Origin of the sequence: Edaphobacter modestus (genome assembly GCF_004217555.1) — a bacterium.
GTDB classification, from domain to species: Bacteria; Acidobacteriota; Terriglobia; order Terriglobales; family Acidobacteriaceae; genus Edaphobacter; species Edaphobacter modestus.
Window position 1 is genome coordinate 4,595,754 of sequence record NZ_SHKW01000001.1, and the last position, 26,236, is coordinate 4,621,989.

20 protein-coding genes are annotated in these 26,236 nt (G+C 58.2%); 8 read left to right on the top strand and 12 right to left on the bottom strand.

Annotation, left to right across the window (positions count from 1 at the left end):
• Positions 1 to 31: 31 nt before the first annotated feature.
• On the bottom strand, positions 32 to 1,255 hold the full coding sequence (locus BDD14_RS19415) for an SGNH/GDSL hydrolase family protein (RefSeq protein ID WP_130420359.1): 1,224 nt from the start codon (positions 1,253 to 1,255) through the stop codon (positions 32 to 34).
• Between the two features lie 186 nt (positions 1,256 to 1,441).
• Here BDD14_RS19415 and BDD14_RS19420 point away from each other — a divergent pair, with 186 nt between their 5' ends.
• From BDD14_RS19420 to BDD14_RS19435, 4 genes are read left to right on the top strand one after another with little or no spacing between them, the layout of a single operon-like run.
• Complete coding sequence (locus BDD14_RS19420; RefSeq protein WP_242618070.1) at positions 1,442 to 2,542, top strand: aldose epimerase family protein; 1,101 nt, start codon at positions 1,442 to 1,444, stop codon at positions 2,540 to 2,542.
• A gap of 18 nt (positions 2,543 to 2,560) precedes the next feature.
• Positions 2,561 to 3,274 (top strand): CoA transferase subunit A, encoded by a 714-nt coding sequence (locus tag BDD14_RS19425; protein WP_130420361.1) that lies wholly within the window; start codon positions 2,561 to 2,563, stop codon positions 3,272 to 3,274.
• Positions 3,271 to 3,927: a 3-oxoacid CoA-transferase subunit B gene (locus BDD14_RS19430; RefSeq protein WP_130420363.1), complete on the top strand. Its 657-nt coding sequence runs from the start codon at positions 3,271 to 3,273 to the stop codon at positions 3,925 to 3,927. The genes BDD14_RS19425 and BDD14_RS19430 overlap by 4 nt, the downstream gene beginning before the upstream one ends.
• Before the next feature lie 2 nt (positions 3,928 to 3,929).
• Positions 3,930 to 5,246: a glycerate kinase type-2 family protein gene (locus BDD14_RS19435; protein WP_130420365.1), complete on the top strand. Its 1,317-nt coding sequence runs from the start codon at positions 3,930 to 3,932 to the stop codon at positions 5,244 to 5,246.
• 52 nt (positions 5,247 to 5,298) lie between these two features.
• Here BDD14_RS19435 and BDD14_RS19440 read toward each other — a convergent pair whose 3' ends face one another.
• The gene (locus tag BDD14_RS19440) at positions 5,299 to 6,999 is read right to left on the bottom strand and encodes an L-lactate permease (protein ID WP_130420367.1); all 1,701 of its coding nucleotides are present in this window, start codon (positions 6,997 to 6,999) and stop codon (positions 5,299 to 5,301) included.
• A 155-nt stretch (positions 7,000 to 7,154) separates the two neighbouring features.
• Between BDD14_RS19440 and BDD14_RS19445 the strand changes: the two genes are divergently transcribed.
• Positions 7,155 to 8,204, top strand: coding sequence for a glycosyltransferase family 2 protein (locus BDD14_RS19445; RefSeq protein WP_130420369.1), 1,050 nt, complete (start codon positions 7,155 to 7,157; stop codon positions 8,202 to 8,204).
• On the opposite strand, the gene BDD14_RS19450 is transcribed toward BDD14_RS19445, so the two are convergent.
• The 8 genes from BDD14_RS19450 to BDD14_RS19485 all read right to left on the bottom strand — a co-directional run bounded on the left by BDD14_RS19450 (position 8,201) and on the right by BDD14_RS19485 (position 19,361).
• Entirely contained in the window at positions 8,201 to 9,202 is a 1,002-nt protein-coding gene (locus BDD14_RS19450; protein ID WP_130420371.1) for a polysaccharide deacetylase family protein, read from the bottom strand. The two genes, BDD14_RS19445 and BDD14_RS19450, sit on opposite strands and share 4 nt — an antisense overlap.
• Before the next feature lie 75 nt (positions 9,203 to 9,277).
• Positions 9,278 to 10,519: a carboxylate--amine ligase gene (locus BDD14_RS19455; RefSeq protein WP_130420373.1), complete on the bottom strand. Its 1,242-nt coding sequence runs from the start codon at positions 10,517 to 10,519 to the stop codon at positions 9,278 to 9,280.
• A gap of 126 nt (positions 10,520 to 10,645) precedes the next feature.
• The gene (locus BDD14_RS19460) at positions 10,646 to 11,005 is read right to left on the bottom strand and encodes a hypothetical protein (protein WP_165420166.1); all 360 of its coding nucleotides are present in this window, start codon (positions 11,003 to 11,005) and stop codon (positions 10,646 to 10,648) included.
• A 167-nt stretch (positions 11,006 to 11,172) separates the two neighbouring features.
• Positions 11,173 to 12,645 (bottom strand): sodium:solute symporter family protein, encoded by a 1,473-nt coding sequence (locus tag BDD14_RS19465; protein ID WP_130420377.1) that lies wholly within the window; start codon positions 12,643 to 12,645, stop codon positions 11,173 to 11,175.
• On the bottom strand, positions 12,642 to 12,860 hold the full coding sequence (locus BDD14_RS19470; protein ID WP_130420379.1) for a DUF3311 domain-containing protein: 219 nt from the start codon (positions 12,858 to 12,860) through the stop codon (positions 12,642 to 12,644). The genes BDD14_RS19465 and BDD14_RS19470 overlap by 4 nt, the downstream gene beginning before the upstream one ends.
• A gap of 22 nt (positions 12,861 to 12,882) precedes the next feature.
• Positions 12,883 to 15,075: an alpha-amylase family protein gene (locus tag BDD14_RS19475; RefSeq protein WP_130420381.1), complete on the bottom strand. Its 2,193-nt coding sequence runs from the start codon at positions 15,073 to 15,075 to the stop codon at positions 12,883 to 12,885.
• A gap of 90 nt (positions 15,076 to 15,165) precedes the next feature.
• Entirely contained in the window at positions 15,166 to 18,369 is a 3,204-nt protein-coding gene (locus BDD14_RS19480) for a TonB-dependent receptor (protein WP_165420167.1), read from the bottom strand.
• A gap of 80 nt (positions 18,370 to 18,449) precedes the next feature.
• A complete protein-coding gene (locus BDD14_RS19485; RefSeq protein ID WP_130420385.1) occupies positions 18,450 to 19,361 on the bottom strand; it encodes an NAD(P)-dependent oxidoreductase in 912 nt (303 codons plus the stop codon).
• 202 nt (positions 19,362 to 19,563) lie between these two features.
• Between BDD14_RS19485 and BDD14_RS19490 the strand changes: the two genes are divergently transcribed.
• Positions 19,564 to 20,319, top strand: coding sequence for a FadR/GntR family transcriptional regulator (locus tag BDD14_RS19490; protein WP_242618071.1), 756 nt, complete (start codon positions 19,564 to 19,566; stop codon positions 20,317 to 20,319).
• On the opposite strand, the gene BDD14_RS19495 is transcribed toward BDD14_RS19490, so the two are convergent.
• Positions 20,316 to 21,005, bottom strand: a complete 690-nt coding sequence (locus BDD14_RS19495) for a class II aldolase/adducin family protein (RefSeq protein ID WP_130420389.1) — start codon at positions 21,003 to 21,005, stop codon at positions 20,316 to 20,318. The genes BDD14_RS19490 and BDD14_RS19495 overlap by 4 nt on opposite strands.
• A 74-nt stretch (positions 21,006 to 21,079) precedes the next feature.
• On the opposite strand from BDD14_RS19495, the gene BDD14_RS19500 reads away from it, so the two are divergent.
• Positions 21,080 to 22,108 (top strand): radical SAM protein, encoded by a 1,029-nt coding sequence (locus BDD14_RS19500; protein WP_130420391.1) that lies wholly within the window; start codon positions 21,080 to 21,082, stop codon positions 22,106 to 22,108.
• 432 nt (positions 22,109 to 22,540) lie between these two features.
• On the opposite strand, the gene BDD14_RS19505 is transcribed toward BDD14_RS19500, so the two are convergent.
• Positions 22,541 to 23,833 carry an MFS transporter gene (locus BDD14_RS19505; protein ID WP_130420393.1) on the bottom strand — a complete coding sequence of 431 codons (1,293 nt, stop codon included), beginning with the start codon at positions 23,831 to 23,833 and terminating at the stop codon, positions 22,541 to 22,543.
• An 878-nt stretch (positions 23,834 to 24,711) separates the two neighbouring features.
• Here BDD14_RS19505 and BDD14_RS19510 point away from each other — a divergent pair.
• Positions 24,712 to 26,229, top strand: coding sequence for a PAS domain S-box protein (locus BDD14_RS19510; protein ID WP_242618072.1), 1,518 nt, complete (start codon positions 24,712 to 24,714; stop codon positions 26,227 to 26,229).
• Positions 26,230 to 26,236 lie beyond the last annotated feature (7 nt).

The window sequence follows — 26,236 nt, forward strand, 5'->3', positions numbered from 1 at the left end:
TCCTTGCACGATCCGTCGTCAAGTCCGGCGGTTATTTGGTGAAGAGTTTGAGATCGATGGCGTTGCCCATGGACTTGTAGCCTGCGTCGGCGGGATGAAGATGATCGCCACTGTCCGCTGCGCTGGAAAGGACGGTCGGGTTGGCGGGGTCCTGGGTAGCCTTTTCGAAATCGACGAATCCGTCAAGCTCGTTGCTTGTGCGGATCCAGTGGTTGACTGCCTGAACCATTGCCTCGCCTGCCGGCGAAGAGTACTTCGCGCCGACGTACGGTGTCAGCGTGGCACCGTAGACCTTGATGCCATGGGTATGGGCGCGGGCGGCGAGTTGGCTAAGCCCGGCGATGAGATCCTCGGCCGAGACCACATCGTAAGGTTTGACAGGATCTTGTGCGTGGCCGATATCGTTGATGGATTCGAGGAGGATGAGGTACTTCACTCCGGCCTGCGCCAGAACGTCACGGTCGAAGCGGGCGAGAGCGCTCGGGCCCGTGTTGTCGTGGAGAACGCGGTTTCCTCCAATGCCCTCGTTCAGCACGCCAAGGTTCTTCGTCTTCTTGTCGGCCTGGAGACGCTGGGCGAGGATATCAGGCCAGCGCTGGTTGGTGTCGCGGGTGCTGTGCGCGCCATCGGTGATGCTGTCGCCAAAGGCGACGATGGCTGCGCTCTTGTCGTCGGCTCGAACGTCGATGCCCTTCAGAAACGGCCAGTTCGTGATCTCGGTTGGGTTCTCGAGGGACTTAGCGCCGGATACGCTTCCGGGGGCGGTGTAGCTGGTCTGGTCGGCGAAACTGTGCTGGGTTGCCTGCTGGATGGCTTGAGCGGGCAGGACAAAGCTCACGGCTACATCCGAGAGAGGGGCAAGCTTCAAGGCGACGGGATCGCTGACCGCGAGCGCGCCTGCCGGGATGGTGATGGAGGTGCGGCCGTTGAAGGTGATCTGGCGGGTATTGGCGACATCGATCTCACTGCCTTTGGCGCGAAGGGCGATGTAGGCCGAGTTGACGGTCAGGGGGCCGAGGCCGAACTCATTGGTAAGGATGATGCGCGAGGAGTCTCCGCCGAGGGAGGTGTGGACGATCTCGCGGTAGGTCGTCTCCTCGAGGCCATATTTGCTGCTGGCGTCGGGCAGCGCAACGGGAGAGGTGGCCCAGGTTCCTACCCAATGGTCTTCTGCCGCGGAGGCGCAGAGGGGAAAGCCGACGAGCAAAAGCAGAAGGACGACGGGAAAGAGCGCAGTTCTCTTGTACGGGTTCATGAGCTTCCTTGAAGGAAAAATTCTGACGGTCCAATGCTACCCGATTTCAGCGGGTGAACACGTGGTTTGCCTGTGGCTCGGGCCGGCTGACTTCTTCGTATGGGGGCGGGTGAAGTATAGTGGCGAGGTTGCCGTTGAGGATGGTGAGATGGACGGGAACTGGGTGAGGGGTTCGGAAAAATGACGATGCGATGGCTACAGGTTATGCTGCTTAGCATGACAACTGCGATGGCTGCACATGGATCGGTGACGAAGGCTGTATTCGGCAAGATGCCGGATGGGACGGAAGTCGACATCTATACCTTGAAGAGCGATGCCGTTGAAGCGCGCATCATGACTTACGGCGCCCGCATCGTCTCGATCAAGACAGCGGATAAGAATGGCAAGGTCGCCGATGTGGTTCTCGGGTACGACTCCCTGGCGGGCTATCTTGCGGATAAAAAGACCTACTTTGGCGCGATCGTGGGGCGTTATGGCAACCGTATCGCGAAGGGTGAGTTCAAGCTGGATGGGAAGACCTATCATCTTCCGAAGAACAACGGCGAGAACTCGCTGCATGGCGGCACGGTCGGCTTTGACCAGCTGGTCTGGAAGGGCCGCGAGGTTCCTGAAGGCGTGGAGATGACCCTGGTGAGCAAGGATGGAGATCAGGGGTATCCAGGGACGCTAACGGCGCATGTGCGCTATACGCTGCACCATAATGCGCTGCGGATCGACTACAGCGCGTCGACCGATAAAGACACCGTGGTGAACCTGACGAACCACTCTTACTTCAATCTTGGCGGCGTGGGCAGTGGAACCATTCTGAATGAAGAGATAATGATCGCGGCCGACAAGTACACGCCGGTGGACAAGGGGCTCATTCCTATGGGCGAGCTTGCTTCGGTTGAAGGGACGCCGTTCGACTTCCGCAAATCGACCGTGATTGGCAAGCGAATCAACGATGATTCTCCGCAGCTGAAGTTGGCTGGAGGATACGATCACAACTGGGTTTTGCGCGGGGCGAATGGCGAAGTGAAGACGGCTGCGCGCGTCTATGATCCGACGACGGGTCGTGTGTTTACGGTTACGACGACGGAGCCGGGCGTGCAGTTCTACGCGGGCGTGTCGTTAGATGGATCGTTCAAAAGCCCCAGTGGATGGCCTTACGCAAAGAATACGGCCCTCTGCCTGGAGACGCAGCACTTTCCGGACTCGCCGAATCATCCCTCGTTCCCGACGACAGAGCTGAAGCCGGGGCAGGCGAGGCACAGCGCGACGACCTTCACTTTTTCGACGCAAAAATAGGTCGCAGGATACCGAAGCATGAACAAGGTTGTTGCCTCAGCGGATGCGGCGGTTGCAGATATCGGGGCGGGGTCGAGGATCATGCTCGGGGGCTTCGGCCTGTGCGGTATTCCTGAAAACCTGATCGCTGCGCTGGTTCGGCGGCGAATCACAGGGCTTCATACGATCAGCAACAACATGGGCGTGGATGGCTTCGGCATGGGACTGATGCTCGAGGCGGGAATGATCGCCTCGCACATCGGAAGCTATGTGGGGGAGAACCGCAGGCTGGAGCAGATGGTCCTGAGCGGTGAGCTGAACCTTACCCTGATTCCCCAGGGAACGTTGGCGGAGCGCATCCGCGCGGGCGGGGCGGGGATTCCGGCTTTCTATGTCCCGACAGGATTGGGAACGGTCGTGGCGGAAGGCAAGGAGACCCGGGAGATCGAGGGCCGGACCTATGTGCTCGAGACCGCATTGCGTGCCGATGTTGCGCTGGTGAAGGCGTGGAGGGGAGACCGGCTGGGGAACCTGGTCTATCGCAAGACGACGCGGAACTTCAATCCCGTGATGGCTACCGCCGCAGCCCTGACGATCGCAGAGGTCGAGGAGCTGGTGGAGCCCGGAGAACTCGATCCCGATCACATTGTCACACCGGGAATTTATGTGAAACGCATTGTTGTCGGGGAGAGGTACAGGAAGCCTATCGAGTCCCGGTTTATCAAGGACCAGATGGCGGGAGGCGTGGCGTGAACGGGAAGGAGAGGATTGCGCGGCGAATTGCGCGAGAGGTCAGGGATGGCTTCTATGTGAATCTCGGCATCGGTCTGCCGACGATGATCGCATCCTATCTTCCGGCTGGGATCGACGTCATCTTTCAATCGGAGAACGGCATGCTTGGAGTGGGACCGCCACCGGGCGAATCGGAGGCCGATCCGGACCTGATCAATGCTGGAAAGCAGCCGGTGACGGAGCTTCCCGGCTGTTCGTATTTCGGCAGTGAGGTGTCGTTCGCGATGATTCGCGGCGGCCACATGGATATGAGCGTTCTGGGGGCGATGCAGGTGGATGAAGAAGGCAATCTTGCGAACTGGACGATTCCGGGCAAGATGGTTAAGGGAATGGGAGGGGCGATGGATCTGGTTGCCGGGGCGCGTCGCGTGATTGTTGCGATGGAGCACCAGACCAAAGAGGGGGAACCTCGAATTTTGAAGCGTTGCACGCTTCCGCTGACGGGAACGCATGTGGTGCATGACATCGTCACCGAGCTGGGATGGATCAAGGTAACTCCCGATGGCCTGATCTTGACAGAGATCGCTGAGGGTATCGGTGCGGCCGAGGTGCAGGCCCGTACCGAGGCAAAACTGACGCTTGCATCCAACCTCGTAACGATGACTGCGATTTGAGAATGCCGACGACGACACGCCAGGACATCATCGAAATCTTCCAGGATGCCTTCAGGGCCTCACGGGTAGAGCAGGTTATCGAAGAGCGCATCCGCTTCGACGGCGAGACAATGGAGGTGGATGGATTTCGGTATGAGCTCGCGAAGTTCGAACGACGCGTTCTGATCTCCGTGGGCAAGGCGGCCGAACCGATGCTTTCGTCTTTTCTCGCACGGAGCGGAAGATCCGCCGGGCGCTTCGAAGGCGTGATTGTGGCTCCCGATCCGGTAACGGTTCCATCGGAAAAGTTTGTTGCATTTCATGCCGGGCATCCAAGCCCGAATGCCGCGTCGATTCAGGCCGCCGAGGAGATCCTGCGAGTCCTGAGGGAGCTTACGGAGCGCGACCTGGCGATCTTTCTGATCAGCGGTGGAGGGTCGTCGCTGGTGGAGCAGTTTCTCGATGCAGATACGCCGCTGGAGGTGATCGCGGCGACGCACAAGGCACTGGTGGAGAGCGGCGCTCCGATTACGGCAATCAATACGGTGCGGAAACACCTGTCGTCCGTGAAGGGAGGCAGGCTGGCCGCAGCGGCGGCTCCTGCCGAGCAGCTGACCATTGCAGTTTCGGATGTACCAGCGGGAAGGCTGGATGCGTTGTCTTCGGGGCCTACGATTCCGGACGAGAGCACGCTCGCGGATGTCTACGATGCGGTGGAGCGGTATGGCCTGATGGAGCGGCTTCCTGCAAGCGTTACGGCCCAGCTTGCGGCACACTCGCTTGCGGAGACGCCGAAGCGTGGAGAGCCGATCTTTGCGCGCTCGCGCTGGTCGGTTCTACTGGACAGCTCTTCGCTGGAGGCTGCAGCGGGGAGACGCGCGGCGGAACTCGGCTGGCAGGTGGTTGTAGACAATACATGCGATGACTGGAGAGCGGACGAGGCGGCAGCTTATCTTGTCGATCGGTTGCGGGAGCTGCGCCGTATGCGGAAGCGTGTTTGCCTGCTCTCATCTGGCGAGGTGACGGTGGCGGTGCCGCATGGCATGTCGGGAAGCGGCGGCAGAAATCAGCATTTCGTGCTGGAGGCGGCCCGACGGATCGCCGGCGAGGAGATTACAGTCCTCAGCGTCGGGAGCGATGGCGTGGACGGCAACAGTCCCGCAGCCGGTGGAGTGGCCGATGGGAGCTCGGTTGCGCGTGCAGTTCGAGCCGGATATCCGGTGGAAGAGGCGCTTGCAGCCTTCAACAGCTATCCTCTGCTCTCCAGGCTGGAGGACGCAATCACAACCGGGCCGACGGGGAATAATCTGCGGGATCTTCGGGTGCTGCTTGCTCCTTGACGGCAGACTTCGCCGCTAAGGATTCCCTTTCCTGCCGAGGGGCACGGGAATCTTAGCGGAGCACGAGGTTAGTGATGACAGGCACGGAGCTGTATAGCAGAACCAGCAGGCCGGCGAGGCAGGCAAGTGCGATGCTGTGCAGAAGGACGAAACGCAGAAGTGAGCCTTCCTTTCCGTATTGGTTGGTCGCGGTTGTCGCGACGACGATGCTTTGAGGGGCAATCATCTTTCCCATGACTCCGCCGGCGGAGTTTGCAGCGGCCATGAGATAGGCGGAGATGCCGAGCTGCTGGGCGGTCAGCTTCTGGAGGCTTCCGAAGAGGACGTTGGAGGATGTGTCGGATCCTGTGGAGGCAGTTCCGATCCAGCCGATCAGGGTTCCGAAGAACGGATAGAGCTTCCCGGTGCGCGCAAAAGCCAACCCAAGAGTGGCGTCCATGCCGGCGTAACGGGTGACGAAGCCTAGAGCCATCAGCGCGGCGATGGTGATGAAGGTGAAGCGCATGGAGACGAAGGTCTCGGCGCAGGTGCGTGCGATGATGCGCGGTCGAATCCTCATGGCGAAGCCAGCCACAATGGCGGCGATGAAGATTCCTGTTCCAGTTGCGGACAGCCAGTTGAAGTTGAAGACCGCGGACTCAGCGACGGGTGACGGAACGGCGGGCGGCATGCGCACGACCGACTGATGCAGGCCGGATACAACGATGCGGATGCTGCTCATTGAATCCAGCCAGCGAGACCATACTGGCAGCCCCCAGAGAATGATGAACAGGGAGAGGATGGCCCAGGGGAGAATTGCCTGCTTGAGAAAGCCATCCGACCGTTCGACCTGGACGTTGGAAGTCTCGGTCACGACCTGAAGGTTTGGGCCAAGGATGCGCTTTGGCTTCCACACTCGCAAGAGCAGAAGGAGAGCCACTATGGTGAAGCTGGAGGAGAAGATGTCGACCAGCCAGGGGCCATGGAGTGTGGCGACGAGGAGCAGGGTGAGGCTATAGACTCCCCCGGCGACGAGAATGGCCGGCCAGATCTCAAGCATCGCTGTCCATCCTGCATAGGCGCAGATGAGCCAGAAGGGAACGATGATGCAGAAAGGAGCGATCATGCGCGCGGCGACGCGGGAGAGCAGAAGCGTGTCGAGACCGGTGATGCCATGCAGGGCAACCATGGGGATTCCCAGACCGCCGAAGGCGACAGGCGCGGTGTTGGCGAGAAGAGAGAGTCCCGCAGCCTGAAGAGGAGGAAAGCCGAGGCCGATAAGGATAGTGGCGCAGATGGCGACGGGGGTTCCAAAGCCGGCGGAGCCTTCGAAGAAGGCTCCAAAGGCAAAGGCGATGAGGAGAAGCTGGAGACGGCTGTCTCCGGTTACGCCGACCATGCTCTGTTGAAGGAGAGTGAAGCTTCCGGAGCGATGGCTGAGTTGATAGAGGAATAAGACAGGAAATACGATCCAGGCGATGGGAAAGAGGCCATAGGCCGCTCCGTAACCGGTGGCGAGCAGGCCCATCGTGAGGGGGAGATGAAAGATGCCTATGGCGATGAGGAAGGCGGTTGCGAGCCCGGCCAGTGCGGCCAGATGACCCTTTACGCGGAAGACTCCCATGGTGACGAGCAGAACGCACAAGGGAAGAGCGGCCCATGCCGCAGAGAGTAGCCAATGGCGAGCAGGATCATAACTTTGCGCCCAGGTTGCAACGGGTTCCAAAAGAATGCACACGAGTGCCGTGCCAGGAGAAAAGGCTTGGATGGACATAAGATTTTGAACGGCTCGCCCCCGCGCGAAAAAGAATGACGACCAGTATGGTCGATTGACTATGCTGGTGTAAATAAATTCAGGCAACGAAATTTATAACGTAAGCTATCCTGGGCCGCCCAAACAGATATCGTCAGCATCCAAGTGGAAAGAAAATGGCCAATTCGAATTCAAGCAATGCTTCTTCTCGAGAGAACCCTCCCCTCGTCCTGGTTGTCCTGCTGAACTGGAAGAGTGCGGAAGAGACTGCGACAGCGGTCGCCTCGGTTCAGGAGATGGAGTATCCCAACTTTCGCACTTTGATCATCGATAATGCTTCCGCGGACGGCTCCGTGGATCGGCTTCGTCCGCTCACCGGTGGTGGGGTGGAGCTGCTGGAGTCCGCGATCAATACGGGTTACACCGGTGGATGCAACCTGGGAATGAAGCGGGCGCTGGAGATCGATGCGAAGTATGTCTGGCTTTTAAACAACGACGCAATTGTTGATCGTCAGACTCTTTCGTCGATTGTGGCGATGGCGGAGATCGATACTTCCATTGGGCTGATTACGCCGCGAATCGCAGCGCTCGACGAAGATCGCCTTACCTTTGCCGGTGGCATCCTTTCGGTAAAGGAAGGGATTTATAACGAGACGCATGATCCGGCTGTAGCCGCCGAGTGGAACGCCAGGTATCCGTATTCGGGGCTGGTGATCGGAACCGCGATGCTGGTGCGTACGGACCTGATCCGGCGGATCGGAATGCTGGATACGAATTTCTTCGCCTACTTTGAAGACATTGACTATTCGGCTCGAAGCTCCGAGGCGGGGTTTCGGAATGTGGTGGACACGAATTCCGTTGTACGGCACCTGGAGAAGAATCGGAACACGAAACCATTGGAGATCAAGCCGCACTACTGGTATTACATGGCGAGGAACGAGAGCCGGTTCTGGAGGAAACATCTAGGGCTGGCCGGGAGTCTGCGCCTGGCGTGGTACAGCTTCAATGGATTTGTGCGTCATCGCAATCGTCTGACGGGCACGCGGGAGAGCGCTGACGCGATTCTCGCGGGACTTTGGGATGGCTGGCTCAATCGCGGTGGTCCTTACCATCCGGGAGTTCAAATGCCGGCACTCCCCGCGGCACTCGTGAATGCGTACAGCCGGCGCAGAGCACTGCAGCCCTCGAAGAACCCGTCCGAGGGTGAAGCCGCAGCCTATTTCTAATAGGGCAGTTTGCCGAGTCGTGAAAGAAGAACCGTCTCGGCACGGAACAGAAGAGGATCACGATTGGTTGCCATACGCAGCAGATTCGTTGGCTGCATGTGCGTCGGGGTATTGATACCGCCGTAGAACGAGAAACACATGGTGTATCCGAGCGAGCGGGCGATGGCCTCGGTCTTCTCGTCAAAGGCTCCGTGAATTCCTACGGGATAGGCGAGGCTTCGGATCTCGCTCTTGAGATTGGCTTCGATATTCTTTCTCGACTCGGTGAGTTCCCAGCGTTGCGCGTCGGTGGACATCTGTCCGAGGATGCCGTGAGTCTGGGTGTGGGAGCCGATCGTCATTCCGGCCGCCTTCATCTCGCGTGCTTCGTCCCAGGTGATGAACCGCCGGCCCGTGGAGGGAAGGATGGAGCCCGCCTGTTCGCGAAGCTCATGGAGGAATCGCTCACCGTCGGTGTTGTCAGGACGTTTGTAGTGGCGGAGCACGTTGCGGATAGCCTGCTCGCGATCACCGGCGAGGCTGATGGTTGCCGGGACGGGAGTCTGGAAGGTGAGCTGAGACTTTGGGGAGTTGCGAACGAGGTAGGCAATCTCGTCCCACCAGGGGATAAAGGAGGTGCCGACGTACTGGGGGACCAGAAAGAATGTTCCGGCGCAGCCGTTTGCCTTGAGGATGGGGAAAGAGACGAGGTAGTCGTTGATGTATCCGTCGTCGAAGGTGACAGCGATGTAGGTCCGCTTGAGGGGAGTTTTTCCCGAGACGAGATCCTCCAGCTCTTCCCCGGCCACGATGGGGAAGTGACGCTTGAAGTATTTCAGCTGCATGTCGAATGCGTCGGCGGATGCGCTGAAGACATCGCGATCGAAGCGTGTGGACGCCGCGTCTCCGACTCGATGGTGATTGACGATCAGAATGCCTGGTTTGGAGCGAAACCGCTCCAGGAGGGTCAGGGCACCGGATCGTCTGAGCACCGCGGCGGCTAATTCTCTTTTCGACATTCTCGGAGAGCTCTCCTATTGCAGATCCATCTGGGTGGATTGGATGGCAGTTCTGGAAACTTCGTCACTTCAGGGTTAGTTGGGAAGCTTTCGTCTTAGGCCGAGGGAGCGGAGGAGGGTTCCCGCTGCGACGCGGGCACATCCCTTTAGCGTTGCTGCGGTTGGGCGCCAGTCCTTGCGGTCGAAGTCGAAGAAGGCGAGCTTGCCGCGATAGGTCTGCCGGATCTGACCCCATGTGAGGAGGCCCTGCTCGACATAGCGTGGCAACGCGGGGATGTCGCGGCGCAGCACGATGTGGCGGTATCCCAGATGCGTTGGTTCGACGGGCTCGACGGGTTGGCCGATGAGGTCGAGGTAGTGGAGCCAGCCGATGTCGACTCCCGCATAGACGGAGGCGTCGGCGGTGACGCTATACCTGGGGTTGGCCTCGATGAGGCGGACGATACCGTCACGGGTGTCGCGCTTAACCTCGATCTCGCAGATTCCCACGTAGCCGATGCCACGGAGGAAGTTATCGCAGAGGGTGGCGATCTCGGGATCGATGACGGGCTCGACGATAGAGCCGCTGCCAAAGAGGACGGGATGAGCGCGAAGTTCGTGAACCACGGTGTGTCCGAGCCTGCGGCTGCCGGCGCCGTAAACGGAGAGATAGCAGTACTTAGCGTCGTCTCCGCCGGCGATGATCTCCTGCGCGACGACCTCGGGGCGAAGGACTTCGGTGTGGGAGTAGTCGGCCAGAAGCTGCTCGGCGCTGTCGGCGGTGGTTAGCTTGAGACCTCGCAATGGATTGCCAGCGGGCAGGGCATCCCATTCGCGTTGGTGGCGCGGTTTGATGAGGCAGGGGAAGCGCGCCTGCGAAACAAAGCGTTCGAGATCGGCGCGGGATTGAATATAGGCGGTGCGGGGAATAGGGAGACCGTGCTGGGCGGCGAGGGCGTATTGCTGCTCCTTGGTGGCCAGCGCGGCCTGGACGGCGATGGAGTCCAGGGAGAAGATGTAGTGGTCTTTCAGGGCTTCGACGTGTTTGCCGAGCGCAGAGACGAAGATATCGGCGGCCGGGATGATGACCGGCTTCGCACCAAGCTTTTGCGCCAGGACGATCATGAAGGCGGTCCACTCGTCCGGGTGAGTATCCGGATTGGGACAGAGATACGACTTGCCGTAGGAGGAACGGAAGCCTTCGTGACTGCTATCGCAATCGATTCCTACCGTGCGCACGCCACGGCGAAGAAGATCGCGCATGAGGTTGAGACCGGTCTGGAACACGCTGGCGACGACGACTGGGGGCCAGTCGTTTTGAGCGCGAAGGGATGTCACGCGTGAGTGTCTCCTCGAAACATGCTTCCGTGGTTCCTTTGGTGCAGCAATGCTGCTCCATCAGCATACCGGGACGACGTTCGGAGGGACAGAGGGAAGAATCCTGAGGGCACGAGCGAATTAAAGTTATCGCGTGCGCGTTCGCTCTTTGATGCTCTTGGCCAGCCGCTCGACTTCCTGGGCCTTCTTGACGACGGAGACCGAAAGGGTGTCTTTGTTGCTTTTGGCGACTTCTGCTTTCAGCTCCTGGGTAAGCTTGTAGAGCTTTTCCGTGTCGGCGATCAAGTCGGCACGCTTCTTCTCTTCAGGGGTCAAAGGGGCCTTTGCGGCTTCGGCATCGCTCTTTTGGCCAGAGGGCTGGGAACTGGGGGCTGCGTCGGGGGGAGGGGTGTTCTGCTGTGCCGGGAGGAAGAAGGAAACGGCCAGAACCGTCGGCAGTGTCAGCGCGATGCGGAGCCGATCCAATTCTCGCGGTCTATTCTTCATAGCGATTCGAACTCTCCCCGGAACGATCTTCCCGGGCATCTTACATCTCTTCTGATGTCTATGATTCTATTCCTGAAAGATTGCTGGTTATGGGGGAAGAATGCCGCTGATTGCCCTGAGAAGTCGGGGCAATGCACGACCGCTACGCTGAGCTTTGAGTCAGCAGCTCAGCGTACGGGGGTTGTGATCTGCTCCTCATCGAGGAGCGGCATGGGATTGGACTGAGCGGGTGTTGCAAGGCTGACGGCTGTCGTGACGGCGAAGTTGAAAATGAGTGCGAGAAATCCGGCGTTGAACCCGTGGAAGGGATCTCGATGCGAGAGCATGAGGAGGGCGACCGCTGCCAGGCCTGCCACGAGTCCGCTGGTGGCGCCTATCGCAGTGACGCGGGGCCAGAAGAGGCCGAGGACAACACCGGGAAAGAACTGGGTGACTCCGGCGTAGCCGAGGAGAAGAAGTGCGACGAGTGTACTGGAGCTGTGCAGTGCGAGGCCGAAGCTGGTGAGGGCGAGCACGAGGACCGTGACCTTTGCGAGGCGTGCGATGCGGTCCTCTGACATATCTGGGGAGAAGAGGGGCCGGAAGACGTTTTTGGCAAAGAGCGTAGAAGCGGTAAGGAGAATGATGGCGGCTGGCACCATTGCGGTCAGCGCGCCTGCTCCGCCGATGACGCCGAGAAACCACGCAGGGAAGGTTTTACGCGCGAGCATCAACAGCGACATGTCGCCATTGGTCAGGCCGGGAACGATGAGCAGGGCTGCGAAGCCGGCAATAAGGATGAAGACGAGGCTGAGGGTATAGAGCGGCGTGACGATCGCGTTGCGGCGAAGAATCTGGCCACTCCTGGCCGTGAAGGCTGCACCGAATGTATGCGGCCACATGTAGAAGCCGCATGCGCTGAGGATTACGGTGGAGATGAACCATGCGTGTCCCATCGTTTTGGTTGCGCCGGGCATGACCAGATGGGTGGGATGGGTTGCGGCGAGTGTGTGGAAGAGCGGGCCGACGCCGCCGAAGTAGTGTATCGGGACGTAGATGCCGATGGAGAGGGCCGCAAGAATCATCAGGAAGTCCTTGATGACGCTAACCCAGGCAACGGCACGCATACCGCCAAAGTAGACGAAGAGCGCCACGATGGTGACAGCGATGAGCATGGATGCGCTGCGCGGAATCTGGTCGAAGCTGGCGACCTGAACGATGATGCCGAGGCCCGTCAGTTGAATCTGCAGATATGGAATGACGAAGAGGACGCCGACGAGAGATACGAGAAGTGCGAGGCCCTTGCTGCGGTATCGCTTCTCGAAGAAGTCGGATTGCGTCTGCAGGCCGTGGCGGCGGCCCAGTTCCCAGATGTAAGGAAGGATGTAGAACGACACGACATAGCCCAGCGTGATGTAGGCCATGATGTACAGCGCCGGGCCACCGCGAGAGTAAGCCCATCCGCTGGCGCCGAGAAAGGCGAAGGTGGTGTAGATCTCGCCGGCCATCAGCAGCCACATAAAGAGCAGGCCAAAGCTGCGGCCGGCGATGGACCATTCCTCGAGGTTCATCTTGCGGCCGGCTCCTGCACGGAAGCCGACGACACTTCCCACGAGGACGATGAAGAAGATGACGCTCATGGCCGTAATGCTGGGCGTCATACGGTAGTTGTACCTTTCTTTCGGCCGCGCTCTTCAACGCGGTTCGCCAGGGCCATACATCCGCTGGTCAGAATAATCCACAGAACGAGCCAGAAGAGGTTAAATGGCAGGCCGAAGATCATGGGTGTGACGCGGTCCCACCAAGGCACCGTGAGACACATGCCGATGAAAGGGATGAGGCCAATGGCTACTGCGGGTAAGGATGGTCGTCGCATTTCCGTTTTCCTTATACCGATCTTATGCGAAGTCGATTGCGATGACTTCGTAGTCCAGAACCGATGGAACGCGGAACTTGAGCGTATTGCCGGTAAGCGTGTGCGGCATGGGGCCTTCTTGCATCAAGGTATGGACGCGAACGACATGCTTTCCTTTGGGGATGTCCACCTCGACCGCCTGGGGCGGAGAGGCGATGAGCTCGTGCATCTGAGGACGCATGGCCATGGGGTTGGTGAAGTTCACGAGATGAACGGTCATGGAGTTCTTCTGGGTCCAGACCGTCGCATCGAACATGCCCTGGCCAGTGACTCGCAAAGGAGATGGCTCGTTGGTGGCCCACTCGATCGCATTCAGCAGCAGGCGTTGGTGGTCATGCGCCATGACATCCCAATAGACGCGGTCGATATCCCATGGGAAGTAGACGACGCGGCCTGACCCGACCTGGTTCATGAAGACATCGGGCATGTCCGTCTTCTCTACGGTCCAGAAGGTCTTCTCCATAGGAAGGTTGGCTACCTCGGGAATTCGTGACAGGGGTTGTTGCGCTCCCCCAGCATGGGGCTTGACGTTCAGCTGCCACGTTCCTCCGATGAGCGTGTCGGCGTCTTCCATGCCGCGCAGCAGAGTCGCGTAGAGCGGGTTCTGCTTTTGAGGATAGAGATAGGTGTTTTGCAGCGCGGTCTTTGTATTGACGCGCGAGACGAAGGATGCGCAGAAGAGATCGGCAAGTCCGAAGTCCTTGCGTAGATTGCCCTGCTCATCGCAGAGTGAGGTCTCATGCGTGGCGACGATGCTTCCGCCGCGCTGGACGAAGTCGCGCAGCTGCTGGCATTGCTCGTCGGAGAGCGCGGCGATATTCGGGAGAATAAGAGTCTTGAAGCGGTCGATGTTCGCCGGGGTGAGCGTGTGGTCGTGCACCATCTCGAATGGAATGCGTGCTTCGACGAGCGCCTGGTAGAAGCCGAGCTGAGGGTCTTCGACGAGGCGGCGTGCGTCGGCTGGGCCCGCGTAAAACTCCGCCGTCTGCTGCGAATACACCATGCCAACCCGTGCAATAGGAGCTGTGTTGCGCAGGTAGCGCTCATTCTTGTGGTGCCAGACGTAGAGATCTTCGATGACCTTGAGGCCGCGGCGGTCATGTAGCTGGCCGGAGACCATGTTGAACCACGGGCGAAGGCCATTCGCTACTCCATCCTGGACCCAGATGCGGGTTTCGGCCGGGCTCTTTGTGGAGTTGAGCCAGCGGTAAGGAGAGACGATGCCGACGTTGAAGATGCCGCCGATCGCCTTGTTACCTAGCGTCGAGCGATACTCTTTGCCGTTCTTGCCGTTGGCCCAGGGAACCATGACGCGTTCACGGCACTGGCGGTCTGCGAAGAGCGTTGGTGACATCTCCCCGACCTTTTTCATGTCGAGTCCGCTTAGAGCGCCGCCGCCGGAGTTTGCGATGTAGCGAGCGTCAGGACGGACTTTGCGAATCTCGGTATCCCAGAGGTTCCACAACTCGAAGCGGCGGGCCTGCTCCCACATGAGGTAATTGCGGTAGACCGGGTTTCGCGGATCGTGGTTCCGTGGAAGGTCTTCGTGATACGCCTCACGGAAGTTGCGAACGCAGTGTTCGCAGTAGCACATGCCGTTGCCGGTCCAGCGATTGGAGAAGATACCGCCGACGTTGTACATCTCGACGATCTCGCGGGTGACGTCGGTCATGAAGTCGAAGTTGTACGGTCCGAGGGTGCAGGTGAGCCACATGCTCGGATAATCAGGGTGCGGACGCTTCTTGCCGTTCGCATCGACGGCGATCCAGTCCGGATGCGCCTCGTAGACGTCCTGGTAGGTGGCATGCGGATCTGTGCGCGCGAGCACGACGATGTTCTGTTTACGGCAGCCATCCAGCATGTCGGCATAGAAGCTCTCGTTCCCGTCGAGCCATTTGCTGCGATGGTGGTACTTGATCTTCGTGGGATAGAAGGCGACTACGCCGCCGGCAGACAGGCAGGCGCCGTCGGCGTGGATGCGTCTGAAATAGTCGAGCCAGAACGCGCGATCCATCTTTGCGGGGTCGTCTTCGGTGAGGTTGAGCTGCGCCCAGCGCATGGGACGGTCGAACCACTCGGAGTCGGCTGAGGCCAGGGGTGCGGCACCCCCCGGTGCGGTCATGGCGAAGGCGGCGGCAGCGGTGGTCGTCTGTAGGAAGTCTCTGCGAGTCATCATGACGTTACTCCGAAAAGGTTTTTTACAAGAGTGAATGAATCAGAATTTCGGCTGGGCGTCTCTCAGCCGGAGAGCCGCCCAACCATTCCATTAGAACTGATAACGCAGGGCAAACTGCATAATGCGCGGATCGCTTGCGGTGGTGATTTTGCCAAAGGATGTGGATGCGTTGTTAAGGTTGCCGTCGGGCTGACCGAAGTTTGCGTGGTTCAAGGCATTGAAGAACTCCGCGCGGAACTGCACCATCCCGAGATGTTCGGTGATGGGGATGCTTCGCACGAGAGAGAGATTTACGTTCGCGAGACCGGGGCCGCTAAGGATGTTCCGGCCGGCGTTGCCGTAGGCGCCCGGCAGGTTAGCGGTGAATGCGGAGGTATTGAAGTAGCGCGAGATCTTGTCAGTCTTGTTGAGATACGACGCGCGGTAGGGAGTCCCGATTATGTTGGGCCGATCGAAGTTGACTCCGGTAAGCGAGGCATCACGGCCAGTGATCACGGTAAAGGGATTACCGCTCGAGAGCTGGATGAGGCTGTTGACCGCCCAGTTTGAGAAGACGGAGCGCAGGACCGGGTTCGCATCTTTGTAGAAAGGAATCTGGTACACGATGGAGCCTGCGAAGACATGCCGGCGATCGAAGTCGGAACGGCCGCGGTCGCCGCCCGGATTCGCCGGGTTTTGTGGAGTCTGTCCAAGGTTGGTTGCAGAGTAGGCGTCGAGCAGCTTTCCAAAGGTATAGGCAGTCATGAACGTCAAGCCGTTGTTGTAGCGCTTGGAGAGCGATGCCTGCAGCGAATGATAGGTGGCATTAGAGCAGGTGCATAGCTGACGGAGACTGCCATAGACGCCGGGAAGAAGAGGCCGACGGGAGTCTGTATTGGCGAGAGTGGAGGAGGGGCCCGTGTATACCGCTGGATTTGCCTGCAGCATGCGGATCAGGCCATGCTCCAGTTTGCCCACGTAGCCTATGTTGAACTGCATGCCGCCGGGAAGCTGCTGCTGAATGGAGGCGCTGAAGTTGTGAACATAAGGAGCATTCAACGTGGGCGTAGGCACCGTAAAGAGACTCATCGGAAAGGTAAATTTGGCGGTCGCCGGTGAGTAGACGTAGGGGAAGGGGTCAACGGTTCCGGCGTATGGATCCTTCAGGCTCTTTGGCGTGTTCACCGTATTCGAGATGACGAAGGGCTGGTTGACTGCTGCATAAGTAAAGACGTCGGAGCGCAGGTCTTCAAAGAAGACGCCATAGGCCAGACGAATGCTCATACGCCCGTCTCCCCTGGGGTCAAACGCGAGGCCCACCCGTGGTGCGACGTTGTTGTAGTCCGTGGGGACAAGGCCGTTCTGAACTCCGGGATCGCCGGGGAAGACCATGCCCACTGGTGCACCTGGATTTACAACGCTCTTCTGACCCGCACGAAATGTATTGGTGCGGTTTCCCGTGATGCCAAAGGGCTGGAAGATGGAATATCGGATGCCGACGTTAAGAGTAAGGCGGTTGGTGACGCGGAAGTCATCCTGCGCAAAGATGTATCCATCCCACGTCTTCGCATTGCGGTGATAAGGGCTGGCCTGGAGCAGGCGCACTGGGCGTCCGATCAGGAAGTCGGCAAACGCGTTGCCGGTCTGGGTTCCATCGAAGGTAAAGGTTCCGTTGTTTCCTGAGGAGCCGAAGTTGTACAGCTCGAGACGCTCCATCTCTCCACCGATGCTGATCGAGTGCTTTCCACGAGTCCAACGAATGGTGTCGCCTAACTGGTAGATGTTGTCGTGCTCGTTGAAAAGGTCTGTCGTATTCAGGTTAACGAAGCCGCTGATATTCATGTTTGGGAGCTGCGGGGTGACGACTCCGGGAAAGGTGGCGCCGAAGTCGGAGAGTTGCCGATTGTCTTTCTGCGTTACGTTCGAATCGATGCGGCTGACTCCGAGACGGAACTCGTTGAGCAGAGATGGGCTGAACGTGTGGGTCACCTGGGAGGCCCAGTTCTGCAGGTTCAGGCTGGTATCGCTCGGTGCATAAGGCGAGATGGTGCCGGCCTGGCTGGTGAGGGTTCCGTTATCCCGGAAGTACCGGATGAAGAAGAAGTCCTTGGAGGTGAGGTTGTAGTCACCGCGGACGACATATTGATTGTCATTCGTGGGGCTGGAGACCAGTTGCACTACACCAGCCCCGGTTGGAGAGGTTGGGATGAACTGGTTCATCATGTTGAGCGCCACCGGATCGAAGTCGGCGGGGTTAACCTGCCCACCTGGATAGACGCCGCCGTGTATGGGATCTTTGAGTACTGTAGAAGCCCCGAAGAAGCCATTGCGCTGTGCCGCGGTTGGAATAAACGCGGGAGAGAGAATCTGCGACTGGCGAATCCGTGTGCCCTGGTAGGAGCCGAAGACGAAGAGCTTGTCGTGCAGAATCGGGCCGCCGAAGGTTCCGCCAAACTGATTCTGTATGAGTGAGGGCTTTCGCGTTGGATACCGCGTGAAGTAGTTGCGCGCATTCAAAACGGTATTGCGGAAGTAGTCAAATGCGGAGCCGTGGAACTTGTTGGTTCCCGAGCGGGTGACCGCGATAAAGATTCCGCCGGAGTTGCGTCCGTACTCGGCGCTGGGGCTGCTGGTGAAGATCTGAAACTCCTGGAGGGCATCCGGATTGGGAAGATTCAGGGAGGTGTTCTGCGTGATGTTCTTCCACGACGTGCCGTCGAAGCGGAACTCATTTTGAGTGTCGCGACCACCGGCGACGGTGATGCCCGCGCCCGCGCGGCTCTGCGTCTGCACGGTGGGCGGATTGATGATGTTGGTGACGCCGGGCACAACGGCTGCGAGGGTGAGCGCATTTCGTCCGTTGAGGGGAAGCTCCTGGATTCGTTCACGGCTCACCAGCTCGCCCATGGTGGCCGAGTGCGTATCGACCCCGGAGGCCTGAGCATCTACCTGCACGGTTTGAGAGGTGGACCCGAGAACGAGGCCGACGTCGACGCGTGCATTCTGGTTAACAACGAGTGTGATTCCTGTCTGGGAGAAGGATTCGAAGCCGGACATCGTGACCTTCAACTGATAGGGCCCGATGGGAAGGTTCGTAAACAGATAGTTGCCTTCACCGTCGGTCTGCATCGAGCGAGCGAACGATGTCTGGGTGTTGGTGGCGGTCACGCCCGCACCGGGAATTACGGAGCCGCTTGGATCGCGTACAACACCCAGCAGCGATGCTGTCGTACTTTGAGCGTACAGGCCGGGAGAGGCCACACACGCAACCAGCATGATGGCTATAAGGACAGCAGGGAAGAATTTCCGGTACATAGCAACCTCCTTCATTGAGTAACTGTTTTTCAGATCAGACAATGGGAGAGACAAATACTGCTGTTTTGCTTTTTTGTGGCTTATACGGGAGTCGTGTCCTGCGTGCTTCGTACCTGGCAGGATGCGATGTCCTCAAGAACGCGGATCGAGCCGCTGATGTCGTCTTCGCCAAAACCCATGGCGATCGCGGTGCGGAGCTGCTGCTGCGAGGCGGAGGTGGTGAAGAGCGGAACGCCAAGCTCTGACGCTACCTCGACTGCCAGCCCGAGATCCTTTTCCATCCAACGCACGGAGAAGGTGGTTGAAAAATCGCCCTTCAGAACAGAATCCGCCTTGGACGCAACGTAGCCCGAGCGTGCCCCCGTGTTATTGAGGATCTCGATCATGACTCTGGGATCGACTCCACCTTTGGTGCTCAGCACAAGACCTTCGTTGAAGGCCTGCAGGATATTTCCGAGAACGAGATTCTGGGTCACCTTGGCGTGAAGTCCCATGCCCTGCTCACCGCAGTAATAGAGCGCCTTGCCCATGGTCTCGAACAGAGGCCGGGTCTCGTCGAACGCAGCGCGATCGCCTCCGATCATGAAGGAGAGGGTTCCGGCCTCCGCTCCGGGCTTGGATCCTGTGCAGGGAGCATCGAGAAAGCGGATCCCCTTTGCCGCCAGTTGTGCTCCGATCTCTTTGCTGGCGAGGGGGGAGATTGTGCTGCAATCCGCAATCAGGCTTCCCCGGGCTGCACCGTGGATGAGCCCCTGTTCGCCGAGAATGACCTCGCGCGACATTGCAGTATCGCCTACGCACAGAAAGCTGGTGTGGCTTCTCCGTGCAACCTCGGCCGGGGTTTGGGCGAGAGTGCAGCCGTGTTCCCTGGCGAAGCGCGCAGCTTTTTCAAGATTGTGAGACCAGACCGTGACGTTGTGACCCGCGGCGACGAGATGCGCGGCCATCGGCGCACCCATGATTCCAAGACCTAAAAAACCTACATCTGCCACCGCGAGTTCTCCTTTAAAGTGAGTCGCCCTCAGGCACCGTATCGAGAGGAAGTAAGGATTTGAGGGCTAATTTAACCAAAAGATTGTCATATTGTCATACCAATGTCAAGGTAGAATCTGGCATCAGGAGAAGGTTTGGCTCGATGATGTATTGTGAAGAAGGTTTGCTTCGATGCGCCTGAAGAGGCAACGGAAAGATATTATGCGCCTGAAAGTGCGGCCAATTCGCAAGAGCTCTATAAGCGATGATATTGTGCAGCAGATTATCTCCTTGATTTCAAATGGGGATCTTAAGGCGGGCCAGCGCCTGCCTTCGGAACGGGACCTGTGCGTGAAGTTTGCCGCCAGTCGCTCGTCGCTGCGGGAGGCGCTTCGCTGCCTGTCGATTATGGGTGTGCTTTCGGCACGGCCGGGGGAGGGAACCTCCGTCGCGATGGACGGCTCCAAATTTATGGAGACCGTATTGCATTGGCGGATGAGCACGGAGCAGCACGATATTGAGGATCTGATGGAGGTTCGTGTTGCGTTAGAAGGGGTGACGGCTGCCAGCGCCGCCCGCAACGCGCACGGAGCAGATCTGAAGAAGCTGCAGGACCTGGTAGCCAGGATGGAGGAATCGGTCGGAGACGCGAAGCGATTCGCGGCTCTGGACCTGGAGTTTCACCTGAGCCTGGCGAGAGCGTCGAATAATAAGCTCATCCTCGACCTGGTCTCTGTTATCCGTGGGCAACTGGAGCGAGGAGTCGCAAAGGTGCTTCAGCTGCCGCAAGCCATGCCTTTATCGGTGAAAGAGCACAAGGCGATTTTGCAGGCAGTAATGACGAATGAATCCGAACAGGCGCGAGCGGCGATGCAGGCGCATTTGAATGCAGCTGTTTTACGTCACCGAGCTGCGGTCGAGGCGACGACCCGCAAGGATGAGCAGGATTCGCGCGACTATAGCCATGTGAATGATTAGCGTGCGTTGTTGAGATACTTCGTTCGGGCTTCGAGCAGCTGTTCAATCGCCGGCTCTTCGAGAGGGCAGGCAGAGCCGAGCTGATGCGCGACGAGGCAGATGTGGGCAAAATGCTCCACGGTCTCCATCTTGAGAAAGGCATCGAGAAGGCTGTCTCCGTACGTCATCGCGCCATGATTGGCCATCAGAATGGCGGAGTGGCCCGGAATGAGCGAAGCAAGAGTCCTCGCAAGTTCGTTGGTGCCGGTCGTGGCGTAGGGAGCGAGAGGAACCGGGCCGAGCATCATGATGGCTTCGGCGCAGAGAGGTTCGTCGAGAGCTCGACCGGCGCAGGCAAATCCAGTTGCGAGCGGGGGATGTGCATGGACCACCGCATTCACATCTGGACGGGAGTGGTAGGCGGCGAGGTGAATGCCAATTTCACTGGTCACCTTCCTCGATCCGGAGAGCTGTTGCCCCTGCAGATCTACGAGGACCATATCCTCGGCCTTTAACAGATATTTACTGCATCCGGTAGGCGTTGCGAGGATGCATTCGGAGTTGACTCGCACCGAGAGGTTGCCGGAGCTCCCCGGCATAAATCCAAGTCGATAGAGCCATTTGCCGAATTTGACAAGGTCGCGTCGAAGCTCGATTTCCGTTGTGTATCCATTCGCGATCAAGGGCAACTCCTGTCTTCCGTCCATTCCAACATATTTCTCCCCTCAAATCGAACAGACGAGCAGAAAGTGACATCTGAAGTAGACTGAGTGGGGGTTCGATGAAAACTGCCGAGGTACTGCAAGCGTGGGTAGGAATCCTGGCCGGCCATAAACCGTCCCTTTCGATCGAAATCACCAAGGAATGTCCTCTTCGCTGCCCCGGTTGCTATGCGTTTGATGCGGCCCATTTGGGTGGCGAAACCGAACTGCGTCAGCTCTCCGATTTCAGGGGCGAAGAGCTGGTACAAAAGATTCTAGCAATCGTTGATCGAGAGAAGCCCCTTCACGTTTCCCTGGTTGGCGGCGACCCGCTGGTCCGTTACCGCGAATTGGAGATGCTGCTGCCGAAGCTGGAGGCGCGTGGCGTGCATACGCAGGTCGTCACGAGTGCTTTCCGGGTTATCCCTGTGGAGTGGAGGCGGTTCGAGCATCTCAACATTGTCGTCTCGATCGATGGGCTTCAACCCGAGCACGATGAGAGACGCAAACCCGCTACCTACGATCGCATCCTGAAGAATATTGCAGGGGCGAAGATTACGATCCACTCGACCATCACCGGTAACATTGCTTCTCGTCCGGGATACCTGGAGGAATTTCTTCGCTTCTGGAGCGCACGACCGGAGATCCATAAGATCTGGTTCAGCCTGTTTACTCCGCAGGTGGGAGCGACCGGCCCGGAGATCCTGACACCCGATCAGCGCGTCCTGGTGGCTAAAGAACTGATGAGACTGCGCCCTCTCTATCCAGTCCTCGATATGGCAGAGGGTCTCATTCGTGAGATTCTCTCCCCTCCGAAGAACCCTGACGATTGTATCTTTGCGCGGACAACGCACACGATCTCCGCTGACCTGAAAACGAAGATCACACCTTGCCAGTTCGGGGGCGAACCGGATTGCGCTCAATGCGGTTGCATTGCTTCCATGGGGCTCGCAGCGGTGGGGCACCATCGTGTTCTTGGCCCGATCACGGCCGGGGGGCTGTTCTTTGCCTCGGATCGGATCGGCAAGTCGTGGAGAACGGTGAAGGGTGTCTTTTCCTCAGGGTCTATGCAGAAGCCTGAAGAAGCGTTCAAAATCCTTCAGAACTGAAGGATAGCCAAAGTAGCGGCCCGGTATCGCTGGAAACATTCCGGCGCTTGCAGTCTTGCCTGCTCGTCGGAAGCATCCAATAGGCAAAGGGGGCGGGAACGTGAACGACCATACTGAATTCATGCCCACATTTCTTCTCAACCTTCGGTGCTGCGACGAGGGGCCAAACCCTTATGTAGTCTCCTGCTCGATTGTTGGCGAGATAGTAGGCTTCCGAGGAGTAGTCCGCAGGTTCAAGAGCAAGGGTGACCTCAAGGCGTCCCTTGATTGTGCGGGCATTGCGCCCGATCGATATTTGAAAGTCATCTCGGAAGAAGATGACGGGAAGACACGGTCTTTTACGATCGACCTGAACGAGGCACAAAAACTATCGGTCATCCAGACTGACAGCACGGAATAAACCGAGCGACCGCGTCGCGGCCATAGCAGCTGTTAGACCACGCTGGCGGGAGACTCCTGCTCGAGATGCATGCCTTCCGGACCTGCAAGAGTTGCATAGCTCAGGGCTCCAAGCAACGTCACTGCACTGCAGATCCCGAGAGCGATGGTGAAGGAGTGAGTGCGATCGAGCAGCCAGCCCGTGAGTACAGGCGCAGCCGACGCGATCATGAAGCTGGCGAAGTTCTGCAATGCACCGAGTGAAGCTACATAGCGAAGCGGGCTGATGGCCTGAACGTACCCCCAACCGGACGTCCCGGCAAAATGGATAAAAAACAGGGCCATGCTGATGCCTGCGACTGCCTGCATGGTGGATTGACTGTACGCGACCACAAAGGTACACCCTGCAGAAGCGACCATGCCGCACACTATATTGCGCCGGTGCACCGTGGTGAGAGGCCATCCAGTTCGCGCCAGCCGATCCGAGATCACGCCACTGGAGAGCATTCCGAGCGCGCCAAAGAGGAACGGTAATGCGGCGACCCAGCCGGTTCTCGCCAGCGACAGATGGCGCTGATCCTGAAGATACCCAGGGAGCCACGCCAGATAAAGCCAGACGGTATAGTTGACGCCTCCCCAACCCAGCATCATGCCCCAGACGGCGCGCTGGCGGATTAATGTCTTCCATGCGGATTCGAGAACGACAGGCGGGGGCTCAGGTTCGGCGAAGATCGTGTCGCGGCGGGCGCGGTGAAACGCAATCCACGCCACGGCAACAATCAGGCCGAAGACGCCAAGCAGAATAAACATGGCTCGCCACCCGACGCTCAGCATAATCCAGGTGAGGATGGGGGGAGCGATGGCAAGGCCGATGGTCTGCGACGAACTCATGATGGCTGTGGCGCGTCCTCGGGTCGCGGAACTGAACCATTCCCGCGTGCTTCGGATTCCCGATGGATAAAAAGGGGCCTCACCGATGCCGAGGAGAACGCGCAGCACGAGGAAGGTTGCGAACCCTGGAACGATGCCTGTGAGGGCTTGTGCGGCGGACCAGAGAATGAGGCCTCCACCCAGAATGGAACGGGTGCCGACGCGATCCAGAAGCCCGATGAGGGGAAGCTGGGCGATGCCATAAGCGAGGGAAAAAGCAGACAACAGCCAGCCCATCTGCGTGCCGCTCAGGTGCATCTCCGCGCGGACTGTAGTGTTGGCGATGGACAGGGACGAGCGATCGAGAAAGTTAACCACGCCTGCCAGAAAGAGCAGAGACAGAGTGACTGTCTGGTGACGGCGCAGACTGACAGAGTGAGAGCGGTCCATCATTTGAGGCCCTTTTAGGGATTTCATGCGATCGCGTTGCGAATCATTCTACCCATTGGAGCGCGAGATGTGCGCGTCTGAAATAACGTGGGCGAGATCCTGATACGCGAAGGGGGAGGCGGCGATGTGCATTCGTGCCGTTGGGTTGTGCTGTCCACACCCGCACCGTTCAAAGATTTGTTTCGAACAGGCGCTCTCCAAGAACTGCCTGAAAGGAAAGGTCAGGCACTTTTCAGGGGGGATGGGAATGGCCACACCTTTTCCTGTGCAACGCGACAGCTGCCCGAGCCAGTTGCGTCGAACGCCAAGTCTCTTCCAGGCGAAGCCGGCGTTGAGAGAGGGGGATGCGGGAATCGAACATCGAATTCTTTGCTGAATCGCTTTCGCTAATTGCGTTTCGCAAGCGCCGATCCAACTCGTTGCATTCGGAGCATACTCTGTCATTGACCATGCCGCCTTCCTCACCTCGGCTCCAGGAGGATTGGAGTCGTCTAAAACACCTGGATGGTCTTTACGGCACAGAAAACAAGTGTAGGCACGGTAAGCCATGCCGTCTCAGCATTGGAAAGGTTTTGGCGAAGGGTTTCGAGGTTACAATCAGCCAAACGTATTGCTTCGTAGAACGCCTCTTCTGCCTCGCGCATTGCATTTCGCAGGAGTGAAGAAACGTGACAGTTCCGGTGGCCCATAGAAGTATGGATGTGGGCAAAAGGACAGAGTTGTTTTGCGCCTGCCGATAACGGAAATGTGTTCGAGCCCGGAAAGCTGATGGATCGGGCTGCGATATCACGTTCAGAGCCTCCATGGAAGATGAGGTGACAACAACTCGATGGAATCGGTTTGCATCGTAACTTCCTGATACGGGTGCTGTGCTTGTCCTTAGCCTTAGATATGGAGTTATCGCCTTGGAGTATGGAGCCAACAAGCCCTCGCCTAGCCTTTCCCAAGACCTACGCAGTATCGTCCCCAATACACGTTCGTACTTTGCTGCACTCGTCGATTCGTCCCACGACCCGATCATCAGCAATGATCTGACAGGAAAGATCGTCAGCTGGAATCGTTCGGCGGCGCATGCATTTGGTTATCAGGCCGATGAAGTGGTTGGTCAATCCATCCTTCAGCTCATTCCTCCCGAGCTTCACCACGAAGAGGATGAACTTCTTCATAAGCTGAAGACCGATCAGACGATCGCTCCTTATGAAACTGCCTGGCTGACGAAGAATGGCGACAAGGTCCCGGTAGCGGTGACAACCTACCCGGTAAAGGATGAGGGTGGCCGCGGTATTGGGGCCGCGAGGATCGCATACGACATCTCGAGCCGTCCCAGAGATGACGAGATCAGATCCCGGCTTGCCGCTATTGTCGATTCCGCAGACGACGCCATCCTCAGCAAAGATCTTAACGGGATCATTACCAGCTGGAATGAAGGGGCTTACCGTATGTTCGGCTATACGGCGGAGGAGATGCTGGGCACGTCTATCCTGAAACTCATTCCTACTGAATTGCAGTATGAAGAGCATGAAATCCTGCGACGGCTGCGAGCCGGGGAGCGCATCGATCATTACGAGACCACCCGCAGAAGGAAAAATGGGGAGAGGATCGAGGTTTCGGTGACGATCTCTCCGATAAGAGACAATGCTGGAAACGTATTGGGTGCTTCGAAGATTGCGCGCGACATCTCAGATCGCAGGCGAATTGAGCGCCTGTTGATTCAATCCGAAAAACTCGCAGCGACGGGTCGCATGGCCGCCACGATCGCTCACGAGATCAACAATCCACTCGAATCGGTGATGAACCTGATCTTCTTGGCGCGACAGCATAGCGCCGCGGATGCGAAAGCGGTGCAGTACCTGCTTACAGCGGAAGAGGAACTGGAACGGGTCTCTCACATTGCGCGCCAGACATTGGGCTTCTACCGCGACACGGGCTCACCGGTCGAGGTCTATCTCCACGATCTTGTCGAAAACGTTCTTACGGTCTACAACTCGAAACTGATTGCTTCCGGAATTACGGTGGATACCCGTTTCAATGATCTGCAGAAGGTCCTGGTGAGCAGGGGAGAGATGCTCCAGGTCTTCTCCAACATCATCGCCAATGCCGTGGACGCAATGCGTCATGGAGGCTCGCTGAAGATTTCTATCCGCAATCTTAGAGGCGCCGTTGGCGATGGAGCTCAGATTGTGATTCGCGACAGCGGAACGGGAATCAGACAGGAGTATCTGGAAAAAATCTTTGAGCCATTCTTCACTACCAAAGGCGATCTCGGAACGGGTATAGGCCTATGGGTTGCTAAGCAGTTGATTGAAAAGCGAGGGGGCCAGATCTCCGTTGCCAGCGGTATTGACAAAGGCAATAGCGGTACAAGTGTTACGATCTTTATTCCTTTCGTTGCTACTCCTGGCTTCGGCACGAACCCGGAATGATAACTGT

Bases quoted from the DNA above. Each gene is read 5' to 3' on its own strand.
- BDD14_RS19415 (WP_130420359.1), bottom strand. From the start codon at position 1,255: ATGAACCCGTACAAGAGAACTGCGCTCTTTCCCGTCGTCCTTCTGCTT.
- BDD14_RS19420 (WP_242618070.1), top strand. From the start codon at position 1,442: ATGCGATGGCTACAGGTTATGCTGCTTAGCATGACAACTGCGATGGCT.
- BDD14_RS19425 (WP_130420361.1), top strand. From the start codon at position 2,561: ATGAACAAGGTTGTTGCCTCAGCGGATGCGGCGGTTGCAGATATCGGG.
- BDD14_RS19435 (WP_130420365.1), top strand. From the start codon at position 3,930: ATGCCGACGACGACACGCCAGGACATCATCGAAATCTTCCAGGATGCC.
- BDD14_RS19440 (WP_130420367.1), bottom strand. From the start codon at position 6,999: ATGTCCATCCAAGCCTTTTCTCCTGGCACGGCACTCGTGTGCATTCTT.
- BDD14_RS19445 (WP_130420369.1), top strand. From the start codon at position 7,155: ATGGCCAATTCGAATTCAAGCAATGCTTCTTCTCGAGAGAACCCTCCC.
- BDD14_RS19450 (WP_130420371.1), bottom strand. From the start codon at position 9,202: ATGTCGAAAAGAGAATTAGCCGCCGCGGTGCTCAGACGATCCGGTGCC.
- BDD14_RS19460 (WP_165420166.1), bottom strand. From the start codon at position 11,005: ATGAAGAATAGACCGCGAGAATTGGATCGGCTCCGCATCGCGCTGACA.
- BDD14_RS19465 (WP_130420377.1), bottom strand. From the start codon at position 12,645: ATGACGCCCAGCATTACGGCCATGAGCGTCATCTTCTTCATCGTCCTC.
- BDD14_RS19470 (WP_130420379.1), bottom strand. From the start codon at position 12,860: ATGCGACGACCATCCTTACCCGCAGTAGCCATTGGCCTCATCCCTTTC.
- BDD14_RS19475 (WP_130420381.1), bottom strand. From the start codon at position 15,075: ATGATGACTCGCAGAGACTTCCTACAGACGACCACCGCTGCCGCCGCC.
- BDD14_RS19480 (WP_165420167.1), bottom strand. From the start codon at position 18,369: ATGTACCGGAAATTCTTCCCTGCTGTCCTTATAGCCATCATGCTGGTT.
- BDD14_RS19490 (WP_242618071.1), top strand. From the start codon at position 19,564: ATGCGCCTGAAAGTGCGGCCAATTCGCAAGAGCTCTATAAGCGATGAT.
- BDD14_RS19495 (WP_130420389.1), bottom strand. From the start codon at position 21,005: ATGGACGGAAGACAGGAGTTGCCCTTGATCGCGAATGGATACACAACG.
- BDD14_RS19500 (WP_130420391.1), top strand. From the start codon at position 21,080: ATGAAAACTGCCGAGGTACTGCAAGCGTGGGTAGGAATCCTGGCCGGC.
- BDD14_RS19505 (WP_130420393.1), bottom strand. From the start codon at position 23,833: ATGAAATCCCTAAAAGGGCCTCAAATGATGGACCGCTCTCACTCTGTC.